The organism is Mesorhizobium sp. M1027 (genome assembly GCF_040318745.1).
Taxonomy (GTDB): domain Bacteria; phylum Pseudomonadota; class Alphaproteobacteria; order Rhizobiales; family Rhizobiaceae; genus Mesorhizobium.
The window spans coordinates 383,772-401,673 of sequence record NZ_JAMYMW010000002.1; the positions used below are offsets into that span (position 1 = coordinate 383,772).

General features: G+C 62.7%; 20 protein-coding genes. 16 read left to right on the forward strand and 4 right to left on the reverse strand.

Annotation, left to right across the window (positions count from 1 at the left end):
• Positions 1 to 4: 4 nt before the first annotated feature.
• On the reverse strand, positions 5 to 460 hold the full coding sequence (locus tag NKH50_RS06375; protein WP_352877387.1) for a PIN domain-containing protein: 456 nt from the start codon (positions 458 to 460) through the stop codon (positions 5 to 7).
• Positions 457 to 699, reverse strand: a complete 243-nt coding sequence (locus NKH50_RS06380) for a type II toxin-antitoxin system Phd/YefM family antitoxin (RefSeq protein ID WP_352479579.1) — start codon at positions 697 to 699, stop codon at positions 457 to 459. Before NKH50_RS06380 ends, NKH50_RS06375 begins: the two co-directional genes overlap by 4 nt.
• A 215-nt stretch (positions 700 to 914) precedes the next feature.
• Between NKH50_RS06380 and NKH50_RS06385 the strand changes: the two genes are divergently transcribed.
• The 8 genes from NKH50_RS06385 (at position 915) to lepB (ending at position 7,773) form a co-directional block, all read left to right on the forward strand.
• Entirely contained in the window at positions 915 to 1,310 is a 396-nt protein-coding gene (locus NKH50_RS06385; protein ID WP_352877389.1) for an AGROH133_08824 family phage infection protein, read from the forward strand.
• Positions 1,311 to 1,556: 246 nt separating this feature from the next.
• Positions 1,557 to 2,117: a F0F1 ATP synthase subunit delta gene (locus tag NKH50_RS06390; RefSeq protein ID WP_352877392.1), complete on the forward strand. Its 561-nt coding sequence runs from the start codon at positions 1,557 to 1,559 to the stop codon at positions 2,115 to 2,117.
• On the forward strand, positions 2,117 to 3,646 hold the full coding sequence (gene atpA, locus NKH50_RS06395) for a F0F1 ATP synthase subunit alpha (RefSeq protein ID WP_254820453.1): 1,530 nt from the start codon (positions 2,117 to 2,119) through the stop codon (positions 3,644 to 3,646). The genes NKH50_RS06390 and atpA overlap by 1 nt, the downstream gene beginning before the upstream one ends.
• Positions 3,647 to 3,674: 28 nt before the next feature.
• Entirely contained in the window at positions 3,675 to 4,559 is an 885-nt protein-coding gene (locus NKH50_RS06400; RefSeq protein ID WP_352877394.1) for a F0F1 ATP synthase subunit gamma, read from the forward strand.
• Between the two features lie 67 nt (positions 4,560 to 4,626).
• Positions 4,627 to 6,192, forward strand: coding sequence for a F0F1 ATP synthase subunit beta (gene atpD, locus NKH50_RS06405; RefSeq protein WP_352479582.1), 1,566 nt, complete (start codon positions 4,627 to 4,629; stop codon positions 6,190 to 6,192).
• A gap of 112 nt (positions 6,193 to 6,304) precedes the next feature.
• A complete protein-coding gene (locus NKH50_RS06410) occupies positions 6,305 to 6,712 on the forward strand; it encodes a F0F1 ATP synthase subunit epsilon (protein ID WP_352648928.1) in 408 nt (135 codons plus the stop codon).
• A 90-nt stretch (positions 6,713 to 6,802) separates the two neighbouring features.
• Positions 6,803 to 7,135: a hypothetical protein gene (locus NKH50_RS06415; RefSeq protein ID WP_352877397.1), complete on the forward strand. Its 333-nt coding sequence runs from the start codon at positions 6,803 to 6,805 to the stop codon at positions 7,133 to 7,135.
• Positions 7,114 to 7,773, forward strand: coding sequence for a signal peptidase I (lepB, locus tag NKH50_RS06420; RefSeq protein ID WP_352877399.1), 660 nt, complete (start codon positions 7,114 to 7,116; stop codon positions 7,771 to 7,773). Before NKH50_RS06415 ends, lepB begins: the two co-directional genes overlap by 22 nt.
• A gap of 1 nt (position 7,774) precedes the next feature.
• Here the strand turns inward: lepB and uxuA are convergent, their stop codons facing one another.
• Positions 7,775 to 8,953, reverse strand: coding sequence for a mannonate dehydratase (gene uxuA, locus NKH50_RS06425; protein ID WP_352877401.1), 1,179 nt, complete (start codon positions 8,951 to 8,953; stop codon positions 7,775 to 7,777).
• Positions 8,950 to 10,428 carry a mannitol dehydrogenase family protein gene (locus NKH50_RS06430; RefSeq protein WP_352877403.1) on the reverse strand — a complete coding sequence of 493 codons (1,479 nt, stop codon included), beginning with the start codon at positions 10,426 to 10,428 and terminating at the stop codon, positions 8,950 to 8,952. The genes uxuA and NKH50_RS06430 overlap by 4 nt, the downstream gene beginning before the upstream one ends.
• A gap of 173 nt (positions 10,429 to 10,601) precedes the next feature.
• Between NKH50_RS06430 and uxaC the strand changes: the two genes are divergently transcribed.
• The 8 genes from uxaC (at position 10,602) to NKH50_RS06470 (ending at position 17,745) form a co-directional block, all read left to right on the forward strand.
• On the forward strand, positions 10,602 to 12,011 hold the full coding sequence (uxaC, locus tag NKH50_RS06435; RefSeq protein ID WP_352504893.1) for a glucuronate isomerase: 1,410 nt from the start codon (positions 10,602 to 10,604) through the stop codon (positions 12,009 to 12,011).
• A 40-nt stretch (positions 12,012 to 12,051) separates the two neighbouring features.
• A complete protein-coding gene (locus tag NKH50_RS06440; RefSeq protein ID WP_352479586.1) occupies positions 12,052 to 13,029 on the forward strand; it encodes a TRAP transporter substrate-binding protein in 978 nt (325 codons plus the stop codon).
• Positions 13,030 to 13,132: 103 nt separating this feature from the next.
• Positions 13,133 to 13,660, forward strand: coding sequence for a TRAP transporter small permease (locus NKH50_RS06445; RefSeq protein ID WP_352505148.1), 528 nt, complete (start codon positions 13,133 to 13,135; stop codon positions 13,658 to 13,660).
• Positions 13,661 to 13,664: 4 nt separating this feature from the next.
• Positions 13,665 to 14,945: a TRAP transporter large permease gene (locus tag NKH50_RS06450; RefSeq protein ID WP_254820461.1), complete on the forward strand. Its 1,281-nt coding sequence runs from the start codon at positions 13,665 to 13,667 to the stop codon at positions 14,943 to 14,945.
• A 10-nt stretch (positions 14,946 to 14,955) separates the two neighbouring features.
• Positions 14,956 to 15,732, forward strand: coding sequence for a FadR/GntR family transcriptional regulator (locus tag NKH50_RS06455; protein ID WP_254820462.1), 777 nt, complete (start codon positions 14,956 to 14,958; stop codon positions 15,730 to 15,732).
• 28 nt (positions 15,733 to 15,760) lie between these two features.
• On the forward strand, positions 15,761 to 16,618 hold the full coding sequence (gene kduI / locus NKH50_RS06460) for a 5-dehydro-4-deoxy-D-glucuronate isomerase (RefSeq protein WP_352504894.1): 858 nt from the start codon (positions 15,761 to 15,763) through the stop codon (positions 16,616 to 16,618).
• Complete coding sequence (kduD, locus tag NKH50_RS06465) at positions 16,615 to 17,382, forward strand: 2-dehydro-3-deoxy-D-gluconate 5-dehydrogenase KduD (protein WP_352877407.1); 768 nt, start codon at positions 16,615 to 16,617, stop codon at positions 17,380 to 17,382. Before kduI ends, kduD begins: the two co-directional genes overlap by 4 nt.
• Before the next feature lie 24 nt (positions 17,383 to 17,406).
• A complete protein-coding gene (locus tag NKH50_RS06470) occupies positions 17,407 to 17,745 on the forward strand; it encodes a cupin domain-containing protein (RefSeq protein ID WP_352877409.1) in 339 nt (112 codons plus the stop codon).
• The last annotated feature ends 157 nt before the right edge of the window (positions 17,746 to 17,902 follow it).

A 17,902-nucleotide genomic window follows, 5' to 3' on the forward strand; every position in this document is an offset into this window, starting at 1 on the left:
GACATTAGTCGGCGGCAGGCGGGTCTCGCAGTATATCCCAGCACCCCACATTGAGCGCCTCAAAATGCCTGACGTTGGCCGTAATGACGGTAAGCTCGTTAACTGCCGCCGTAGCGGCGATCAATATGTCGGCAAGCCCCGGATTCTTCCCGTGTGCAGAGGCTGCTTCCTCCATCTGCCCGGCTCTTCGAGCCACATCGGCGTTGACCGCTAGGATTTGATCAGCAAATCCTTCGATGAGATCGTTGAGCCAGTCAGTAAGACCCTCCACCCGTCTTGTGGCCCCGGCACGATCGAGCTTGCGTATGCCTTTCTCGATTTCGGTGATTGCTATTACAGGCACGAACAGCGTCTGCTTTTCGCCTTGGGTCGCGATCCAGGTGGAGATGTCTTTTGCAAGCACCGGCTTTCCGGGCGCGAAGGCGGATAGAATCGATGTATCGATGAGATAGCCGTTCAAAGATCGACATCCCGCGAGGGTGCTTCGTTCCTCTCAAGTTCTATCCCTCCGGGATAGGTCAAAAGAAATTCCCCAAAGTTCCGGCGCTTAACGGGATATAGCTTCTGAACATCCTCGATCGAGACGATCGCCGCCGCTGGTTTACCATGCTTCGTAATGATGGTTGGTTCGCCGTTCTCTGCGGCCTCGACGAGCGCCGAGAATCCTGCCTTGGCATCCCGAACCTGCATCGTTTTCACAACCGCTCTCCTGTGGTCTCATGTGGTCATAATATATAGCAACTATACAGGAAAGGAACAGCCCTAGCTTGCTCGACGGGATGAACTGGAATCGGCGGCGACCTCTTATCGCCCGCTGAAGAGATCGCGCCTGAGTGGCCAATATCTATCTGGCGAATGTCTCTTGCTTCGCTAAACTGCCCGAGATTTCAGGGATGCATCTACGAGGGGGCAAGATGGAATTTACGTTTCCGTGGCCGATGAGCCAGGGCGAGTGGTTGGCGTGGTCGAGTGCGGTCGCGACCTTATTGCTCGGCCTATTGCTATTCTTGGCGCCACAGCTGGCATTCCGCATTCTGCGGCTGCAGGTCAGACCGGAGAAGGCAGCGGCGATCGCCGAGGGGCGCGGCCGGATGTCGGGCTTTTATCTCGGCCTCAGCCTGTGCTGCATCCTCCTAGCGCAGCCGTTGCTCTACATGGCGCTCGGCTTCTCCTGGCTGTTCACCGCCTTCGGCCGGCTGCTGTCGATGATGTCGGATGGCGCCAATACGCCGTTCAACTGGGCTTCCATCGTCGTCGAGCTGGTGCTGGCGGCGCTGCCGCTTGCCTTCGCCTTCGGCTTTTTGCCCTGAATCAGGGATCAATCCGGGGTTGGTTGCTGAACTCGGCTAGCGGATGCGACAATAGTGCCTGAAAACCATGCCGGACGACGCATTGCGGTCTGAAAATGCCTGTGCTAGACGGCAATCGACTTTCGACCGGGGATAGCGGAAGCCGCGCCTCCGTGCTTGGAAAAATGCAGTAAGGTCAAAGATTTAGCCAGAGTTTTTGCTCGCGCCAACAATCTGCGGCCTGTCAGACAAGAGAAAAGACGGTCCGTGGCCCAATCGTCATCGCCAATCTCAGGTGTCGCAGAACGCTATGCGGGTTCGCTGTTCGAACTCGCGCTGCAGGCCAATTCGGTCGCGAGCGTCGAGGCCGACCTCAACAGGTTCGAAGCCATGCTCGAAGGCAGCGCTGACCTTTCGCGGCTAATCAGGAGCCCGGTCTTCTCCAGCGAGGACCAGGCCAAGGCGATCGCCGCGATCGCCGACAAAGCAGGGATTACCGGCCTCACCGGCAATTTCCTGCGCGTCGTTGCCCAGAATCGCCGGCTGTTTGCCGTGCCCGGCATGATCAAGTCGTTCCGCCAGATCGCCGCCGAACACCGTGGCGAGACCGCTGCCGAGGTCACCTCGGCGCATGCGCTGACGCCTGCCCAGGAAACCGAGCTGAAAGCGGCGCTGAAAAGCGTCGCCGGCAAGGACGTGGCTATCTCGGTCACCGTCGATCCGTCGCTGCTCGGCGGACTGGTGGTCAAGATCGGCTCGCGCCAGATCGATACGTCGCTCAAAACCAAACTCAATTCGCTCAAGCTTGCACTGAAAGAGGTCGGCTGATGGACATCCGAGCCGCGGAAATTTCCGCAATTCTGAAAGACCAGATCAAGAATTTCGGCAAGGAGGCCGAGGTCTCCGAAGTCGGCCAGGTGCTGTCCGTCGGTGACGGTATCGCCCGCGTCTACGGTCTCGACAATGTCCAGGCCGGCGAGATGGTCGAGTTCCCCGGCGGCATCCGCGGCATGGCGCTCAACCTCGAAGCCGACAATGTCGGCGTCGTCATCTTCGGCGCCGACCGCGACATCAAGGAAGGCGACACCGTCAAGCGCACCGGCGCCATCGTCGATACGCCCGTCGGCATGGGCTTGCTCGGCCGCGTCGTCGACGCGCTCGGCAACCCGATCGACGGCAAAGGCCCGATCCAGGCCACCGAGCGCAAGCGCGTCGACGTCAAGGCGCCCGGCATCATCCCGCGCAAATCGGTGAACGAGCCGATGTCGACCGGCCTCAAGGCCATCGACGCACTGATCCCGGTCGGCCGCGGCCAGCGCGAACTGGTCATCGGCGACCGCCAGACCGGCAAGACCGCGATCATCCTCGACACCATGCTCAACCAGAAATCGGTGCACGACAACGGCCCTGAGAAGGAAAAGCTGTACTGCGTCTATGTCGCCGTCGGCCAGAAGCGCTCGACGGTGGCGCAGTTCGTCAAGGTCCTGGAAGAGCGCGGCGCGCTCGACTATTCGATCATCATCGCCGCGACCGCCTCCGATCCGGCGCCGATGCAGTTCCTGGCACCGTTCACCGCCTGCACCATGGGCGAATATTTCCGCGACAACGGCATGCACGCGCTGATCAGCTACGACGATCTGTCGAAGCAAGCCGTCGCCTATCGCCAGATGTCGCTGCTGCTGCGCCGTCCGCCGGGCCGCGAGGCCTATCCGGGCGACGTCTTCTACCTGCACTCGCGCCTGCTTGAGCGCGCCGCCAAGCTCAATGACGAAAATGGCGGCGGTTCGCTGACGGCGCTGCCGATCATCGAGACGCAGGCCAACGACGTTTCGGCCTACATCCCGACCAACGTCATCTCGATCACCGACGGCCAGATCTTCCTGGAAACCAATCTGTTCTTCCAGGGCGTCCGTCCGGCGGTCAATGTCGGCCTGTCGGTGTCGCGCGTCGGCTCCTCGGCGCAGATCAAGGCGATGAAGCAGGTTGCCGGATCGATCAAGGGCGAGCTTGCGCAGTACCGCGAGATGGCTGCTTTCGCGCAGTTCGGCTCCGACCTCGATGCCGCCACGCAACGCCTGCTCAACCGCGGGTCGCGCTTGACCGAGCTGTTGAAGCAGCCGCAATTCTCGCCGCTCAAAGTCGAGGAGCAGGTCGCGGTGATCTTCGCCGGCGTCAACGGCTATCTCGACAAGCTGGCGATCAACCAGGTCGGCAAGTTCGAGCATGGCCTGTTGTCGCATATGCGCTCGGCCGGCAAGGACGTGCTCGACGGCATCCGCAAGGAGAAGGCGCTGTCCGACGATCTGCGCGCCAGGCTGAAGGCAGAAATCGACGCCTTCGCCAAGACCTTTGCTTGAGCAGGACGGACGGGATCAGGTTTGAAGCATGCCTTCGTTAAAAGACCTTCGTAACCGTATCGCCTCGGTCAAGGCGACGCAGAAGATCACCAAGGCGATGCAGATGGTCGCCGCGGCGAAGCTGCGTCGCGCGCAGGAAGCGGCGGAAGCGGCGCGTCCCTATTCGGAGCGCATGGGCGCGGTGCTGGTCAACATCACCCAGGCGATTGGCGGCGGCGGCGATGCCCCGGCGCTGATGACCGGCACCGGCAAGGACGACGTGCATCTGCTTGTCGTCTGCACGGCCGAACGTGGTCTGTGCGGCGGCTTCAATTCGCAGATCGCCCGTTTTGCCCGCGACCACATCCGCAAGCTTCTGGCCGACGGCAAGCAGGTCAAGATCATCTGCGTCGGCAAGAAGGGGTTCGACATATTGCGCCGCGACTACGGGGCATTGATCATCGAGCGTGTCGATCTGCGCGAGGTCAAGACGCTGGGCTTCGTCAATGCCGATGCCATCGCCAAGAAGGTGATCCACCTGTTCAACGAAGGCGGCTTCGACATCTGCACGCTGTTCTATTCGCAGTTCAAGTCGGTGATCAGCCAGATCCCGACGGCGCAGCAAATTATCCCGGCGGGCGCGCCTTCGGCTGCCGCGGAAGTGAAGGATGGCGGCAGCGCTGTCTACGAATACGAGCCGGAGCCGGGCGAAATCCTCTCCGATCTCATCCCGCGCAACATTTCCGTGCAGGTTTTTCGCGCGCTGCTCGAGAATGCTGCCGGCGAGATGGGCGCCAAGATGAGCGCCATGGACAATGCGACGCGCAACGCCGGCGACATGATCAACAAATTGTCGATCACCTACAACCGCCAGCGGCAGGCGCAGATCACCAAGGAATTGATCGAAATCATTTCGGGCGCCGAGGCGCTCTAGGCACGCTCACAAGGAGGTCATCGACCTCAAGCGTGTGAGAAACAAAGAGACGAAAAGGGTAAAGACGATGGCGAAAGCAGCGACCCCGAAGACGGCAGCCCCTAAGGCCGCGGCACCAGCAAAGGCTGCGGCAGCAACCAAGGCCGCTCCGGCCAAGAAGGCGGCAGCAACCAAGGCCGCCGCTGTGAATACGCCGGCCGCCACCATCAAGAAAACCGGCCTGGCCGGCAAGGTTCGGCAGGTCATCGGCGCCGTTGTCGACGTCCAGTTCGGCGAACATCTGCCGGCGATCCTGAACGCGCTTGAGACGATCAACGTCGGCAATCGCCTGGTGCTCGAGGTTGCCCAGCATCTGGGCGAGAACACCGTGCGCTGCATCGCCATGGACTCGACCGAAGGTCTGGTCCGCGGCCAGGACGTCTATGACACCGGTGCACCGATTACCGTGCCGGTCGGCCCGGGCATGCTCGGCCGCATCATCAACGTCATCGGCGAGCCGGTCGACGAGGCAGGTCCAGTCGACGGCATCGAGATGCGCTCGATCCACCAGCCGGCGCCGACCTATGTCGAGCAGTCGACGGAAGCGCAGATCCTGGTCACCGGCATCAAGGTACTCGACCTGCTGGCCCCCTATGCCCGCGGCGGCAAGATCGGCCTGTTCGGCGGCGCCGGCGTCGGCAAGACGGTGCTGATCCAGGAACTGATCAACAACGTCGCCAAGGCGCATGGCGGCTTCTCGGTGTTCGCCGGCGTCGGTGAGCGTACCCGCGAAGGCAACGACCTCTATCACGAGTTCATCGAGTCCGGCGTCAACAAGAAGGGCGGCGGCGAAGGATCCAAGGCGGCGCTCGTCTATGGCCAGATGAACGAGCCGCCGGGCGCCCGCGCCCGCGTCGGCCTGACCGGCTTGACGGTTGCCGAATATTTCCGCGACCAGGGCCAGGACGTGCTGTTCTTCGTCGACAACATCTTCCGCTTCACGCAGGCGGGTTCGGAAGTGTCGGCGCTGCTCGGCCGCATTCCTTCGGCCGTGGGCTACCAGCCGACGCTGGCCACCGACATGGGCGCGCTGCAGGAGCGTATTACCACGACGACCAAGGGCTCGATCACCTCGGTGCAGGCGATCTATGTGCCGGCCGACGACCTGACCGACCCGGCACCGGCGACCTCGTTCGCCCACCTCGACGCGACGACCGTGCTCAACCGCGCGATTTCGGAAAAGGGCATCTATCCCGCCGTCGATCCGCTCGATTCGACCTCGCGCATGCTCGACCCGATGGTTGTCGGCGAAGAGCATTACCAGGTCGCCCGCCAGGTGCAGTCGATTCTTCAGCGCTACAAGTCGCTGCAGGATATCATCGCCATCCTGGGCATGGACGAGCTGTCGGAAGAGGACAAGCAGACGGTTGCCCGCGCCCGCAAGATCGAGCGCTTCCTGTCGCAGCCCTTCTTCGTCGCCGAAGTGTTCACCGGCGCACCGGGCAAGCTGGTCGACCTCGCCGACACCATCAAGGGCTTCAAGGGCCTTTGCAACGGCGACTACGACCATCTGCCGGAGGCCGCCTTCTATATGGTCGGCGGCATCGAGGAAGCGGTCGAGAAGGCACAGCGCCTGGCCGCCGAAGCGGCGTAATTTAGGGAATAGGGAGTAGTCAGTAGTGGTAGGGAATAGCAGTTGCGTGATGTGAGCCGGTTAGGGCCACTTGCTACTGCCTAGTTCCTATTCCCTACTCGCTAAATTGATCATGCCTGAAGCTTTCAAATTCGAACTGGTCTCGCCGGAGCGCCTCTTGGTTTCCGAGCAAGTCGAATCCGTCGTCATCCCGGGCGCCGAAGGCGAGATGACTGTCATGGCGCATCACGCCCCGGTCATGACCACAATCAAGCCGGGCGTCGTTACGCTGAAGACCGCGCAAGGCAAGGAAGAGCGCTATGTGGTGTTCGGCGGCTTTGCCGACATCGTTCCGGCCGGCTGCACGCTGCTGGCGGAATCGGCTGTGGCCGTCGGCGACATCGACCGCGCCGACCTTGCCCGCCGCATCCAAGAGGCCAGGGAAGACGCCGCCGACGCCAAGGACGATCAGACCCGCAGCAAGGCCGAGCAGTTCCTTAGCCAACTCACCACGCTCGAAGGCGCCATCCTGCCGGCTTGAGGTTCGCTCAAATGACCGACTGAAAAAGCGGGGTTGCCCCGCTTTTTTGTTTGGTGGACAGTCTGGCTGCCTGGGCATTGAGGGGTGGCCGTGACGGAAGAAACAGCGCAACGAGAAACAGCTTCGCGATCCCTGTGGTCGACGGCCTTGGTGTCAGCCTTTGGCGGTCCGTTCGGCGGGTTTCTGTGGATCGGCAGCGGCAAACTGGCCGTCGTCAGCCTGGTGGTGATCAGCGTCGTCGTTTTCGCGCTTATTTACATCGGCTTTCCGGTATTGCCTGGCGTCAATCTTGGTTGGTGGGCCAATTTTTCAGGGATCGGTTTGATGGCCCTGTGGGCAGCGATCGTTGTTCCCTTCGCACACCGGTTCAAGCCGGACAGATGTACGCGTACGGGCTTTCGGTGCTGGTGCTCGTCTTTCTGACCTCGTATCCGGCTGCATTCGCAATACGCGCGTTCCTATTCCAGCCGTTCTCCATGCCGTCCAGCAGCATGGTTCCAACGCTGGCGGACGGGGATCATTTCTTCGTTTCCAAATTCGCCTACGGCTACAGCCGCTATAGCGTCCCGTTTGGACTGCTGCCTGTTGACGGCCGGATATTCGGCGCCGAGCCAAGGCGAGGAGATATTATGGTGTTCAGGCTGCCATCTGAACCGGACATAGACTACGTCAAGAGAGTCATCGGCTTGCCCGGCGATAGGATTCAGATGGTCGGCGGGGTGCTCCACATCAATGGCGTGCCGGTGAAGCTAGAGGATGTCGGTGACTATTCCTCCGGCGAAGTACAGTCGGCCAAGCTCCAGCGGGAGACACTGCCGGAGGGCATTTCTTATTCGGTAATCGACTTAGGCAACTCGATCGGCGACGACACACGCGAGTTTGTGGTGCCTACGGCAGAGTATTTCACATTGGGGGACAATCGCGACAACTCCAACGATAGCCGCTTCCTGGTGGGTTTTGTCCCCTATGAAAATCTGGTCGGCAAGGCCGTGCGGCTGTTCTGGAATTCCAAGGGCGTCGACTATTCTTCCCGACAAATATTGGATCCTTCAGGCAAATAGCTCAAACTGTCAGCGCCTCCACTGCGCGCATGACGCCGCGCAGTTCGGCGAGGCCCTTCAGGCGGCCGATGCAGGAATAGCCGGGGTTCACCTTCTTGCCGATGTCGTCGACGATGGCGTGGCCATGGTCGGGGCGCATCGGAATCTGCCAGTCCGCCCTGCCTGCCGCCTTGCGCCGGCGCTCTTCGCCAATCAGCGCCGACACGACCGCCACCATGTCGGTGTCGCCGTCGAGGTGCTCGGCTTCGTGGAAGGAGCCGTCTGGCTCCTTGGTGACGTTGCGCAGATGGGCGAAATGGATGTTTTCGGCGAAGGCCTTGGCCATCGTCGGCAGATCGTTCTGCGCGCCCGCCCCGTAGGAGCCGGTGCACAGCGTCAACCCGTTGGCCGGCGAAGCGACGGCGTCGAGCAGCGCGCGGGCATCATTGGCGTTGGAAACGATGCGCGGCAGGCCGAACAGCGAAAAAGGTGGATCGTCGGTATGGATCGCCATCCTGACGCCGGCCTCTTCGGCCACCGGCACGATCTCGCGCAGGAAGGCAAACAGGTTTTCGCGCAGACCTTCGGTTGAGACGTCCTTGTAGAGGTCGAGGGCACGGCGGAAGCTTGCCCGATCGAAGATGAATTCGCGCGCCGGAACCCAGCCGATCAGGTTGCGCTCCAGCCTTGCCTTGTCGCTGTCGCTCATCCCTTGCAGTCGCACACGCGCGGCCTCGACGCGGGCCGGCGGGTGATCGGCCTCCGCCCCTTCTCGCTCAAGGATGAAGACGTCATAGGCGCAGAGCTCGACGACATCGAAGCGCAGCGCCGTGCCGCCATGCGGCATGGGATAATCGAGATCTGTGCGCGTCCAGTCGGTGATCGCCATGAAATTATAGCAGACGGTATTGATCCCGGCGGCGGCGACGGAGCGGACCGACGCCTTGTAATTGTCGATCAGGGTGCGCCAGTTGCCGCTGCGGGTCTTGATGTCCTCATGGACGACAATGCTTTCTACCACATCCCAGGTCAGGCCCGCTGCCTCGATGTCGGCCTTGCGCCTGGCGATCTCGTCCGCCGGCCAGGCGCGGCCGTCATTGAGGTGATGCAGCGCGCTGACGATGCCGACGGCGCCGGCTTGACGGACATGGGCAAGCGTCACCGGATCGTCTGGCCCGAACCAGCGCCAGGTTTGTCTCATGGCTTCTCACTCCCTATGCCAAGCGCCACGAAGGCAGCGGCAGGTCCGCCTCGCCGCAGGCGCTCGAGATGGGCTGCCGTCAGATCGATCAGTGTCATGCGGTGGGAATGGTCTTTGGCGAAGCCGGCGAGATCGAACATCGCTGTCACCGTTTCGATAGCTGGCCGGCTGCCGAGCACAGTAAGCCGAGTGTCGATCGGGTCGGTAAAATGGGCTTCCGGCAAAGTTTTGCCGCGCGCCTCGCAAGCGGCGATCCAGGCCGCCACCACCAGCATGAGATGCGCGGGCGGGTCACCGGCACCCAGCCGATCGACGGCCGAGGCGACGATGCGCTGCGGCAGTTTCTGGCTGCCGTCATTGGCGATCTGCGCCGTGCGATGGGCGAGGGCGGTGTTCGAATAGCGTTCGGCGAGCTGGGCCGTGTAGCCGGCCGTATCGAGCCCGGCGTCCTGCGGCAGCGTCGGGATGGCTTCGGCCCATAGTCCGTCGACGAATTGCCGGATCGCCGGATCGGCAAAGGCGCGGTCGACCGTGTCGTAGCCGCTGAGCAGGCCGAGATAGGCGATTGCCGAATGCGAACCGTTGAGCAGCCGCAGCTTCATGTCCTCGAAGGGCCCGACGTCGCCGACCATGGTGACGCCGAACTTTTCCCAGACCGGCCTGCCTGCCGGGAAATCATCCTCGACCACCCATTGGCAGAACGGCTCGGTCATCACCGGCCAGGCATCCTCGACGCCGAGCTCGACGGCGATACGCGCCCGGTCCGCATCGGTGGTCGCCGGCACGATGCGGTCGACCATGCTCGACGGGAAGGCGACGCCGTCGGCGATGTGCCCGGCAAGGCCGGGATCGCGCAGTGCCGCGAATTCGACCAGCAGGCGGTGCAGCGTGGCGCCATTGGCCGGAAGGTTGTCGCAGCAGAGCACGGCGAAGGGCTTGATGCCGGCGAAACGGCGGCGCGACAGCGCTTCGGTGAGAAAACCATGCGCCGTCCGTGGCATTTGCGGGTTAGCCAAATCATGGACGATGTCCGGATGGGTGCTGTCCAGACCGCCGCCGGCTGCTCTCAGATAAGCCTTTTCGGTGATCGTGAGCGTAACGATGCGGGTGCGCTGATCCGTCAGAGCGGCGAGCACCGCAGCCGGATCTTCCGGCGCCACCAGCATCGACAGGATCGAACCGACGACGCGCAGCTCTTCGCCGATGCTGCTCCTGATCGCCAGCGTGTAGAGGCCATCCTGCGGCGCTAGTGCGTCGCGTGTGTCTGGACTGCGCAAGGACACGCCGACAATGCCCCAGTCCGCCTCTCCCGCCGCCAGGCAGTGGTCGACATAGGCCGCCTGATGGGCGCGATGGAACGCACCGACGCCGAGATGGACGATGCCCGGTGCGACGCCGCCGCGGGCGTAGCGCGGAACCGCGACCGAAGCCGGCAGTGCCTTCAGCGTGCTGTTGGAAAGGCGTCTATTGGTCATTGCGCCACGTGTCTGATCGAGATTGTTGGGTCCTGCTGGCAGGCGGCGTAACACCCGATGCCGTCACGCACAATGGGCAATGGCCGACGAAAAGTCATCATACAACAACCCAGTTTTTGTATGTTGACATTATTTCTTTCCAACCCTACCGATGTCCGAGTTGGGAGGATTACGTGGCCGCATTGACGGATCCGGATTTGCTGTTTGCCGCCGAGGCGCGCCCGCTTTCGCTGGCCCGCGATCTCTACGCCGCGGTCAAGGATCTGCCGATCGTCAGCCCGCACGGCCACACCGATCCGCGCTGGTATGCGCTCAACGAGGCGTTTCCCGATCCGGCGCAATTGCTGATCGTGCCGGACCACTACATTTTCCGCATGCTGTTCAGCCAGGGCGTTCGGCTTGAGGAGCTTGGGGTGCCGACGCTTGACGGCTCGCCAGTGGAGACCGACGGCAGAACGATCTGGCGGCGCTTCGCCGAGCATTATTACCTGTTTCGGGGTACGCCGACCCGGCTGTGGTTCGACCATGTGCTCGCCCATCTGTTCGGCATCGGCGAGCCGCTGAATGCCAGGACAGCCGACCGCCACTACGACACGATCGCGACGCTGCTGCAGCGTGAAGACTATCGCCCTCGGGCGCTGTTCGAGCGCTTCAACATCGAGGTCATCGCGACGACCGAAGGTGCGCTCGACGATCTCAGATGGCACCAGATGATCCGCGAGAGCGGCTGGCAGGGCCGCGTCGTCACCGCCTACCGGCCCGATGCGGTCGTCGATCCCGATTTCGAAGGCTTCTCAGCCAATCTCGACCGGCTTGGCGAGATCACCGGCCGCGACACCGGTACTTGGACCGGCTATCTCGATGCGCATCGCCAGCGGCGCGCCTTCTTCAAGAGTTTCGGTGCGACGTCCTCCGATCACGGCCATCCGACGGCCGACACCGCCAATCTTTCGGATGCCGCCGCCGCGGAGCTGTTCAACCGTATCCGCCGGGGCTCGGACGACGAGCGCGAGCGAAAACTGTTTCGCGCCCAGATGCTGACCGAGATGGCCAAGATGAGCCGCGACGACGGGCTGGTCCTGCAGATACATCCCGGCTCCTGGCGCAATCATTCGCCTTCTATCTTTCAGAAGTTCGGCAGGGACAAAGGCTTCGACATCCCGACCCGAACCGATTATGTGACGGCGCTGAAGCCGCTGCTCGACTGCGTCGGGCTGGAGCGCGACCTCACCGTCATCCTCTTCACCCTCGACGAGACCAGCTATGCGCGCGAGCTGGCGCCGCTCGCCGGCGTCTACCCGGCATTGAAGCTCGGGCCGGCTTGGTGGTTCCACGACAGCCCCGAAGGCATACGCAGGTTCCGTGAGATGACCACCGAAACCGCCGGTTTCTACAACACCGTCGGTTTCAACGACGACACCCGCGCCTTCCCATCCATACCGGCTCGCCATGATGTGGCGCGCCGGGTCGATTGCGCTTTTCTGGCGCGTCTCGTCACCGAGCATCGGCTCGGCGAAGACGAGGCGCACGAGCTGGCGCAGGAACTTGCCTATACGCTCGCGAAAAAGGCGTACCGGCTCTAACGGCGCTTGCCGCCATCGTTTCAAAAACGGGAGGAAACCAATGCTGCATTTTTCTAGACTGGCGGGAGCTACGCTAGTTGCCGCCGCACTGCTGGCCGGATCGGCAAGCGCCCAGACGGTCCTGCGCTCGTCCGACACCCACCCGGATGGCTATCCGACGGTCGAGGCGGTCAAATATTTCGGCGAGCTGGTGAAGGAGCGCACGGCCGGCCGCTATGTGGTCGAGATCTATCCTTCCGCGCAACTTGGCGAGGAAAAGGACACGATCGAGCAGGTGCGCACCGGCGTGATCGATCTCAATCGTGTTTCGATGGCGCCGTTCAACGGGCTCATCCCCGAGACCACCGTGCCCTCGCTGCCCTACATCTTCCGTTCGGAAGAGCATATGCACAAGGTCATGGACGGGGCGATCGGCGACCAGATCGCGGCGGCGTTCGACCAGGTCGGGCTGGTGTTGCTCGCCTTTTACGACGGCGGTGCGCGCTCCTTCTACAATTCGAAGAAGCCGATCAACACTGTAGCCGATATGGCCGGCATGAAGTTCCGCGTCATCCAGTCCGACATCTTCGTCGACATGGTGGCGGCACTCGGCGCCAACGCGACACCGATGCCTTATGGCGAAGTGTATTCGGCGATCGAGACCGGGGTCATCGACGGCGCGGAGAATAATTTTCCGAGCTACGACACTGCCAAGCACGCGGAAGTCGCCAAATATTATTCGCTCGACGAGCACACGATGGTGCCGGAAGCCTTCGTCATGGCGAAGTCGAGCTGGGACAAGCTGACGCCGGAAGACCAGGCGATATTCAAGGCGGCCGCCAAAGAAAGCGTCGCCAAGCAGCGCGAGCTGTGGACCGCCAAGGTCAAGGAATCGCGCGCCAAGGTCGAGGCGGCAGGTTCGCAGATCACGACGCCGGACAAGCAGCCCTTCATCGACGCGATGGGGCCGGTCTACGAGAAGCACGTCAAGGACGACAAGCTGAAGGCCATGGTCGAAGCCATCAAGGCCGTGCAGTGATCAAGCGGCGGCGCGGACATTCCGCGCCGCCATCCTCTTGCGGAGAAAACCGGTGACTTCCAGCCCAAAACCAAGACCGCTTCTGTCCGGCGTCGCGCAAGTGATGTCGCGCGTCAGCACGGCGGCGCTGTCGATCGCCGGCATCGGGCTGGTGCTGATGACCGCCTTCGTCGCATGGCAGGTGTTCGGCCGCTATGTTCTGAACCGCTCGCCCAGCTGGACCGAGCCGGGCTCGGTGATGCTGATGAGCTGGTTCATTTTCCTCGGCGCTGCCGTCGGTGTGCGCGAGAACTACCATCTTGGCTTCGACGTCCTGCTCTACGTGCTGCCGAAAGGCGGCAAGCGTTGGCTGCGGATGATTTCGGACCTCGTCGCGCTCGCCTTCGGCATCGGCATGATCTGGTATGGCAGCCAGCTGGTCGCATTGACCTGGGGCTCTACCTTGCCGTCACTCGGCATATCGGGGGGCTGGGATTACGTCCCGCTTGTCGCGGGAGGAGCGCTCATCGTGCTCTTCACGCTGGAGCGCATCGTGCTTCGCCTCTCCGGCGCACCGATCGACGATACCCTCGATGAACTGCCGCCGGCCGAAGTCGCGGCCGAACTCGACACCGCGAACGTGAAGGTCTGACGCCATGGAACTGTGGATTCTGTTCGGCGTCTTCACCCTGCTGATGCTTATCGGCACGCCGATCGCTTTCTGCCTCGGCGTCGCAAGCCTTGCCACCGTCCTCTATATGGGTCTGCCCCCGCTCATCGTATTCCAGCGACTGAATTCCGGCATGAGCGTCTTTTCGCTGCTGGCCATTCCGTTTTTCATCTACGCCGGCGACTTGATGGTGCGCGGCGGCATCGCCAGCAAGATCGTTGCCTTCGCCGGCTCGCTCGTCGGTCATTTGCGCGGCGGCCTCGGGCAGGTCAACATCGCCACCGCTACACTGTTCGGCGGCATTTCGGGCTCCGCGGTGGCGGAGGCAGCGGCGGTAGGCGGCCTGATGATCCCGCAGATGAAGGCGCGCGGCTATGGAGCGGACTACGCCGTCAACGTTACATCGATGGCGGCGCTGATCGCGCTGCTGCTGCCGCCGTCGCACAACATGATCATCTATTCGATCTCGGCAGGCGGAAAGATCTCCATCGCCGATCTGTTCACGGCCGGCATCATCCCGGGCCTGCTGTTGGCCCTGTCACTGATGATCACCGCCTATTTCGTGGCGCGCTCCCGCGGCTACCCGACCGAGCCGTTTCCGGGCTTCACCGCCGTTGCGCATCTCTTCGCCGTCGCGGTGCCCGGCCTGCTGCTGATCGCGATCATCTTCGGCGGCGTACGATCGGGCGTGTTCACGGCTACCGAGAGTTCCTGTATCGCCGTCATCTATGCGTTGTTCGTAACCGTCTTCGTTTACCGGCAGATGACCTGGGAAGGTTTCGTTCATGCCACCTACGGCGCCGTGCGCACCACGGCCATGGTGCTGCTCATCATCGGCATGGCGGCGGCGTTCTCCTGGTTGATGGCCTTCCTGAAAGTGCCGGCAGCGCTGATCGCCTCCATGAACGCGATCTCGGACGATCCGCTGGTCGTGCTTCTCCTGCTCAACCTCCTGATGCTGTTCCTCGGCACCTTCATGGACATGGGGCCGACCATCATCATTTGCACGCCGATCTTCCTGCCCGTGGCGCAGGCCTACGGCGTCGATCCGGTGCATTTCGGCGTCATCATGATCCTCAATTTCGGCATCGGGCTGAACACGCCGCCGGTGGGCGCGGTGCAGTTCGTCGCGTGCGCAGTGGGCAAGATATCCGTCTGGGAATCGATGCGCTCGATCTGGCCGTTCTATGGCGCAGGCCTCGTGGTGCTGGGGCTCGTCACTTACATTCCGGCCATTTCGCTGTGGCTGCCGAGCGTCTTCAAATAGGAGGTGCGACATGGCCTCAGACACCGCAGCCGGCCTCCGCGTCGAACGAAGACCGAAACTTTCGGAAACCGTCGTTGCGGCGATCCGCAAGCAACTGCAGGCGGGCGAGATCCAGCCAGGGCAGAAGCTGCCGACCGAGGGCCAGTTGACCGAGACCTTCGGGGTCAGCCGCACGGTGATACGTGAAGCGCTGGCCAAACTTGCCGCGGACGGCCTGGTCGAGCCGCGCCAAGGCGCCGGGGTCTTCGTCACCGAGCATATCTCGACAGCATTCGGTGCTCTTGCGGCGGAGATGGGCAGCAAGGATTCGATCGCCCTCAACGTGCTCGAAGTCAGGTTGGCGATCGAGATCGAATCCGCCGGGCTCGCTGCCATCCGCCGCAACGCCGCGCAGGAAGCGGCGATCCAGGAAGCCTTCTTCGAATTCGAACGGCTGCTCCTCAACAGCGAGCCGACGGGACCGGCCGACCTTGCTTTCCACCGCGCAATCGCCAGCGCCACCAACAATCCGTTCTATGTCGAGATGCTCGACGTGCTCGGCCGGCGCGCCATTCCTTGCGACGTCACCTCGCCATGGTCGACCGAGATCGCCCAGTCGGACGCCTACCAGCGCGGCCTGCAACGTGAGCATCTGGTGATCCTCAAGGCCATCTCGGCAGGCGATGCGGAGGCGGCCCGGGAGGCGATGCGCGCGCATCTCGGTGCCAGCCAGCAGCGCTATCGCGAGCGCCTGCACGCGCGCCAGGTTTTTTATGCCGACTCGGTCAAGGCCGCGGGAACTGAATAAGCAATTGAGGCAGCCCCATGGGACAGCAATGAATCACACTGACAATCATACGGATTTCACCTCCCGCTTCGCCATCGATCCCGTTTCTGCCGCTGCCATGGGAACGGACGAGCTGCGACACAATTTCCTGATCGAGGACTTGTTCCGGCCCGGCCGCATCGGCCTGACCTACACCCACTACGACCGCATGATCGTCGGCGGCGCCATGCCCGCCGGTACGCCGCTGCCGCTGCAGGCGATCAAGCCGACCGGGACCAAGAATTTTCTCGACCGCCGTGAGATGATCATTGTCAACATCGCCGGTGCCGGCATCGTGAAGGCCGGCGGTCAATCCTACGAGCTGCAGGCGCGCGACATGCTCTATCTCGGCATGGGCACGGATGAGGTATCGTTCGCTGCGACCAATCCGGCAGCGCCGGCTAAATTCTACCTGCTCAGCGCGCCGGCGCATCAGGGCCATCCCAACCGGCTGATCCGCATCGGCGATGCCAAGCGGCTCGATCTCGGCAGCCAGGCAACCTCCAACGAGCGCTCGATCTTCCAGTTCATCCATGCCGATGGGGTAAAGACCTGTCAGCTTGTCGTCGGCATGACGCAGCTTGCCTCCGGTTCGGTCTGGAACACCATGCCATGCCATGTGCATGATCGGCGCATGGAAGCCTATCTCTATTTCGATCTGCCGGAGGCGGCGCGGGTGTTTCATTTCATGGGCGAGCCGGACGAAACGCGCCATCTCGTCATGCGAAACGAGGAGGCGGTGCTGTCGCCGGGATGGTCGATCCATTCGGGCGCCGGCACCTCGAACTACGCATTCATCTGGGCGATGGCCGGCGACAATGTCGACTATACCGACGTTGACCTGGTAATGATGGAGGAGCTCAGGTGAGCGACCTCTCTGCGTTCAGCCTTGCCGGCAAGCGCATCCTTGTTACCGGCGCCAATACCGGCATCGGCCAGGGCATCGCCGTGTCGATCGCGCGCGCCGGTGGCGCGGTGGTCGGCGTTGGCCGGTCGGCGATGGACGAGACGGCGGAGAAGATTGCGGCGGCCGGCGGCCGCTTCGAGGCAGTCCGCTGCGACCTTGGCGACGATGCCGCTGCCCAGGCGATGCTCGACCGCGTCTGGGATGATACGGGGCCGCTCGATGGCTTGGTCAACAATGCCGGCATCATCCGGCGTGCCGATGCGGTCGACTTGACCAAAGCCGACTGGGACGACGTCATCGGCGTCAATCTCAAGACGGTGTTCTTCCTCGGCCAGCGCTTTGCCAGGCGCGTCCTTGCCGAGCCGGGGCGGCGTGGCAAGATCGTCAACATCGCCTCGGTACTGAGCTTTCAGGGCGGCATTCGTGTCGCCTCCTACACCGCCTCCAAACACGGCGTGCTCGGCATCACCCGGCTGCTGGCATGCGAATGGGCGGCAAAAGGCATCAATGTCAACGGCATTGCGCCGGGCTATATCGAGACCAACAACACCGAGGCGCTGCGCGCCGATCCCGACCGCAGCGCGTCGATCCTGGCGCGCATTCCGGCCGGGCGCTGGGGCGCGCCGGAAGACATCGGCGACGCAGCCGTCTTCCTGCTGGCGCCAGCGTCCAACTACATGCACGGCGCGGTGGTGCCGGTGGACGGCGGCTGGCTGGCGCGATGAACAACAAAAGGTGAGAGTCTGACGATGACCGGAACCAAAATCTTCTCGCATGCCGGCGAGGGTGCGTGGACGCCGACGCCCGACGGCAACCGCCGGCGCGTGCTCCTGCACACCGACGAACTGATGATGGTCGAGTTCGGTTTCGACAAGGGCGGCGTCGGCGCGCTGCACTCGCACCCGCATGTCCAGGCAAGCTACGTCGCCGAAGGCCGCTTCGAAGTCACCATCGACGGCAGGACCGAAATCCTGGAGACGGGAAGCAGTTTGATCGTTCCGTCCAATCTGGTCCATGGTGTCAGGGCGCTGCAGGCGGGACGACTGGTCGACAGCTTTACGCCGCACCGCGCCGATTTCCTCGACTGAGCTGCGGGCCCGAAGATCAGGCAGCCGGTTCTCAGAACGAAAAAACCCGCGCCTCCGGAGAGACGCGGGCGTGTTGCCTGGGCGCTTGTGGCGCCGCGGTACTCAAAACATCACCGCAGAACCTGAACCTGCCGAATGATGGTGAAGATAGGATTAA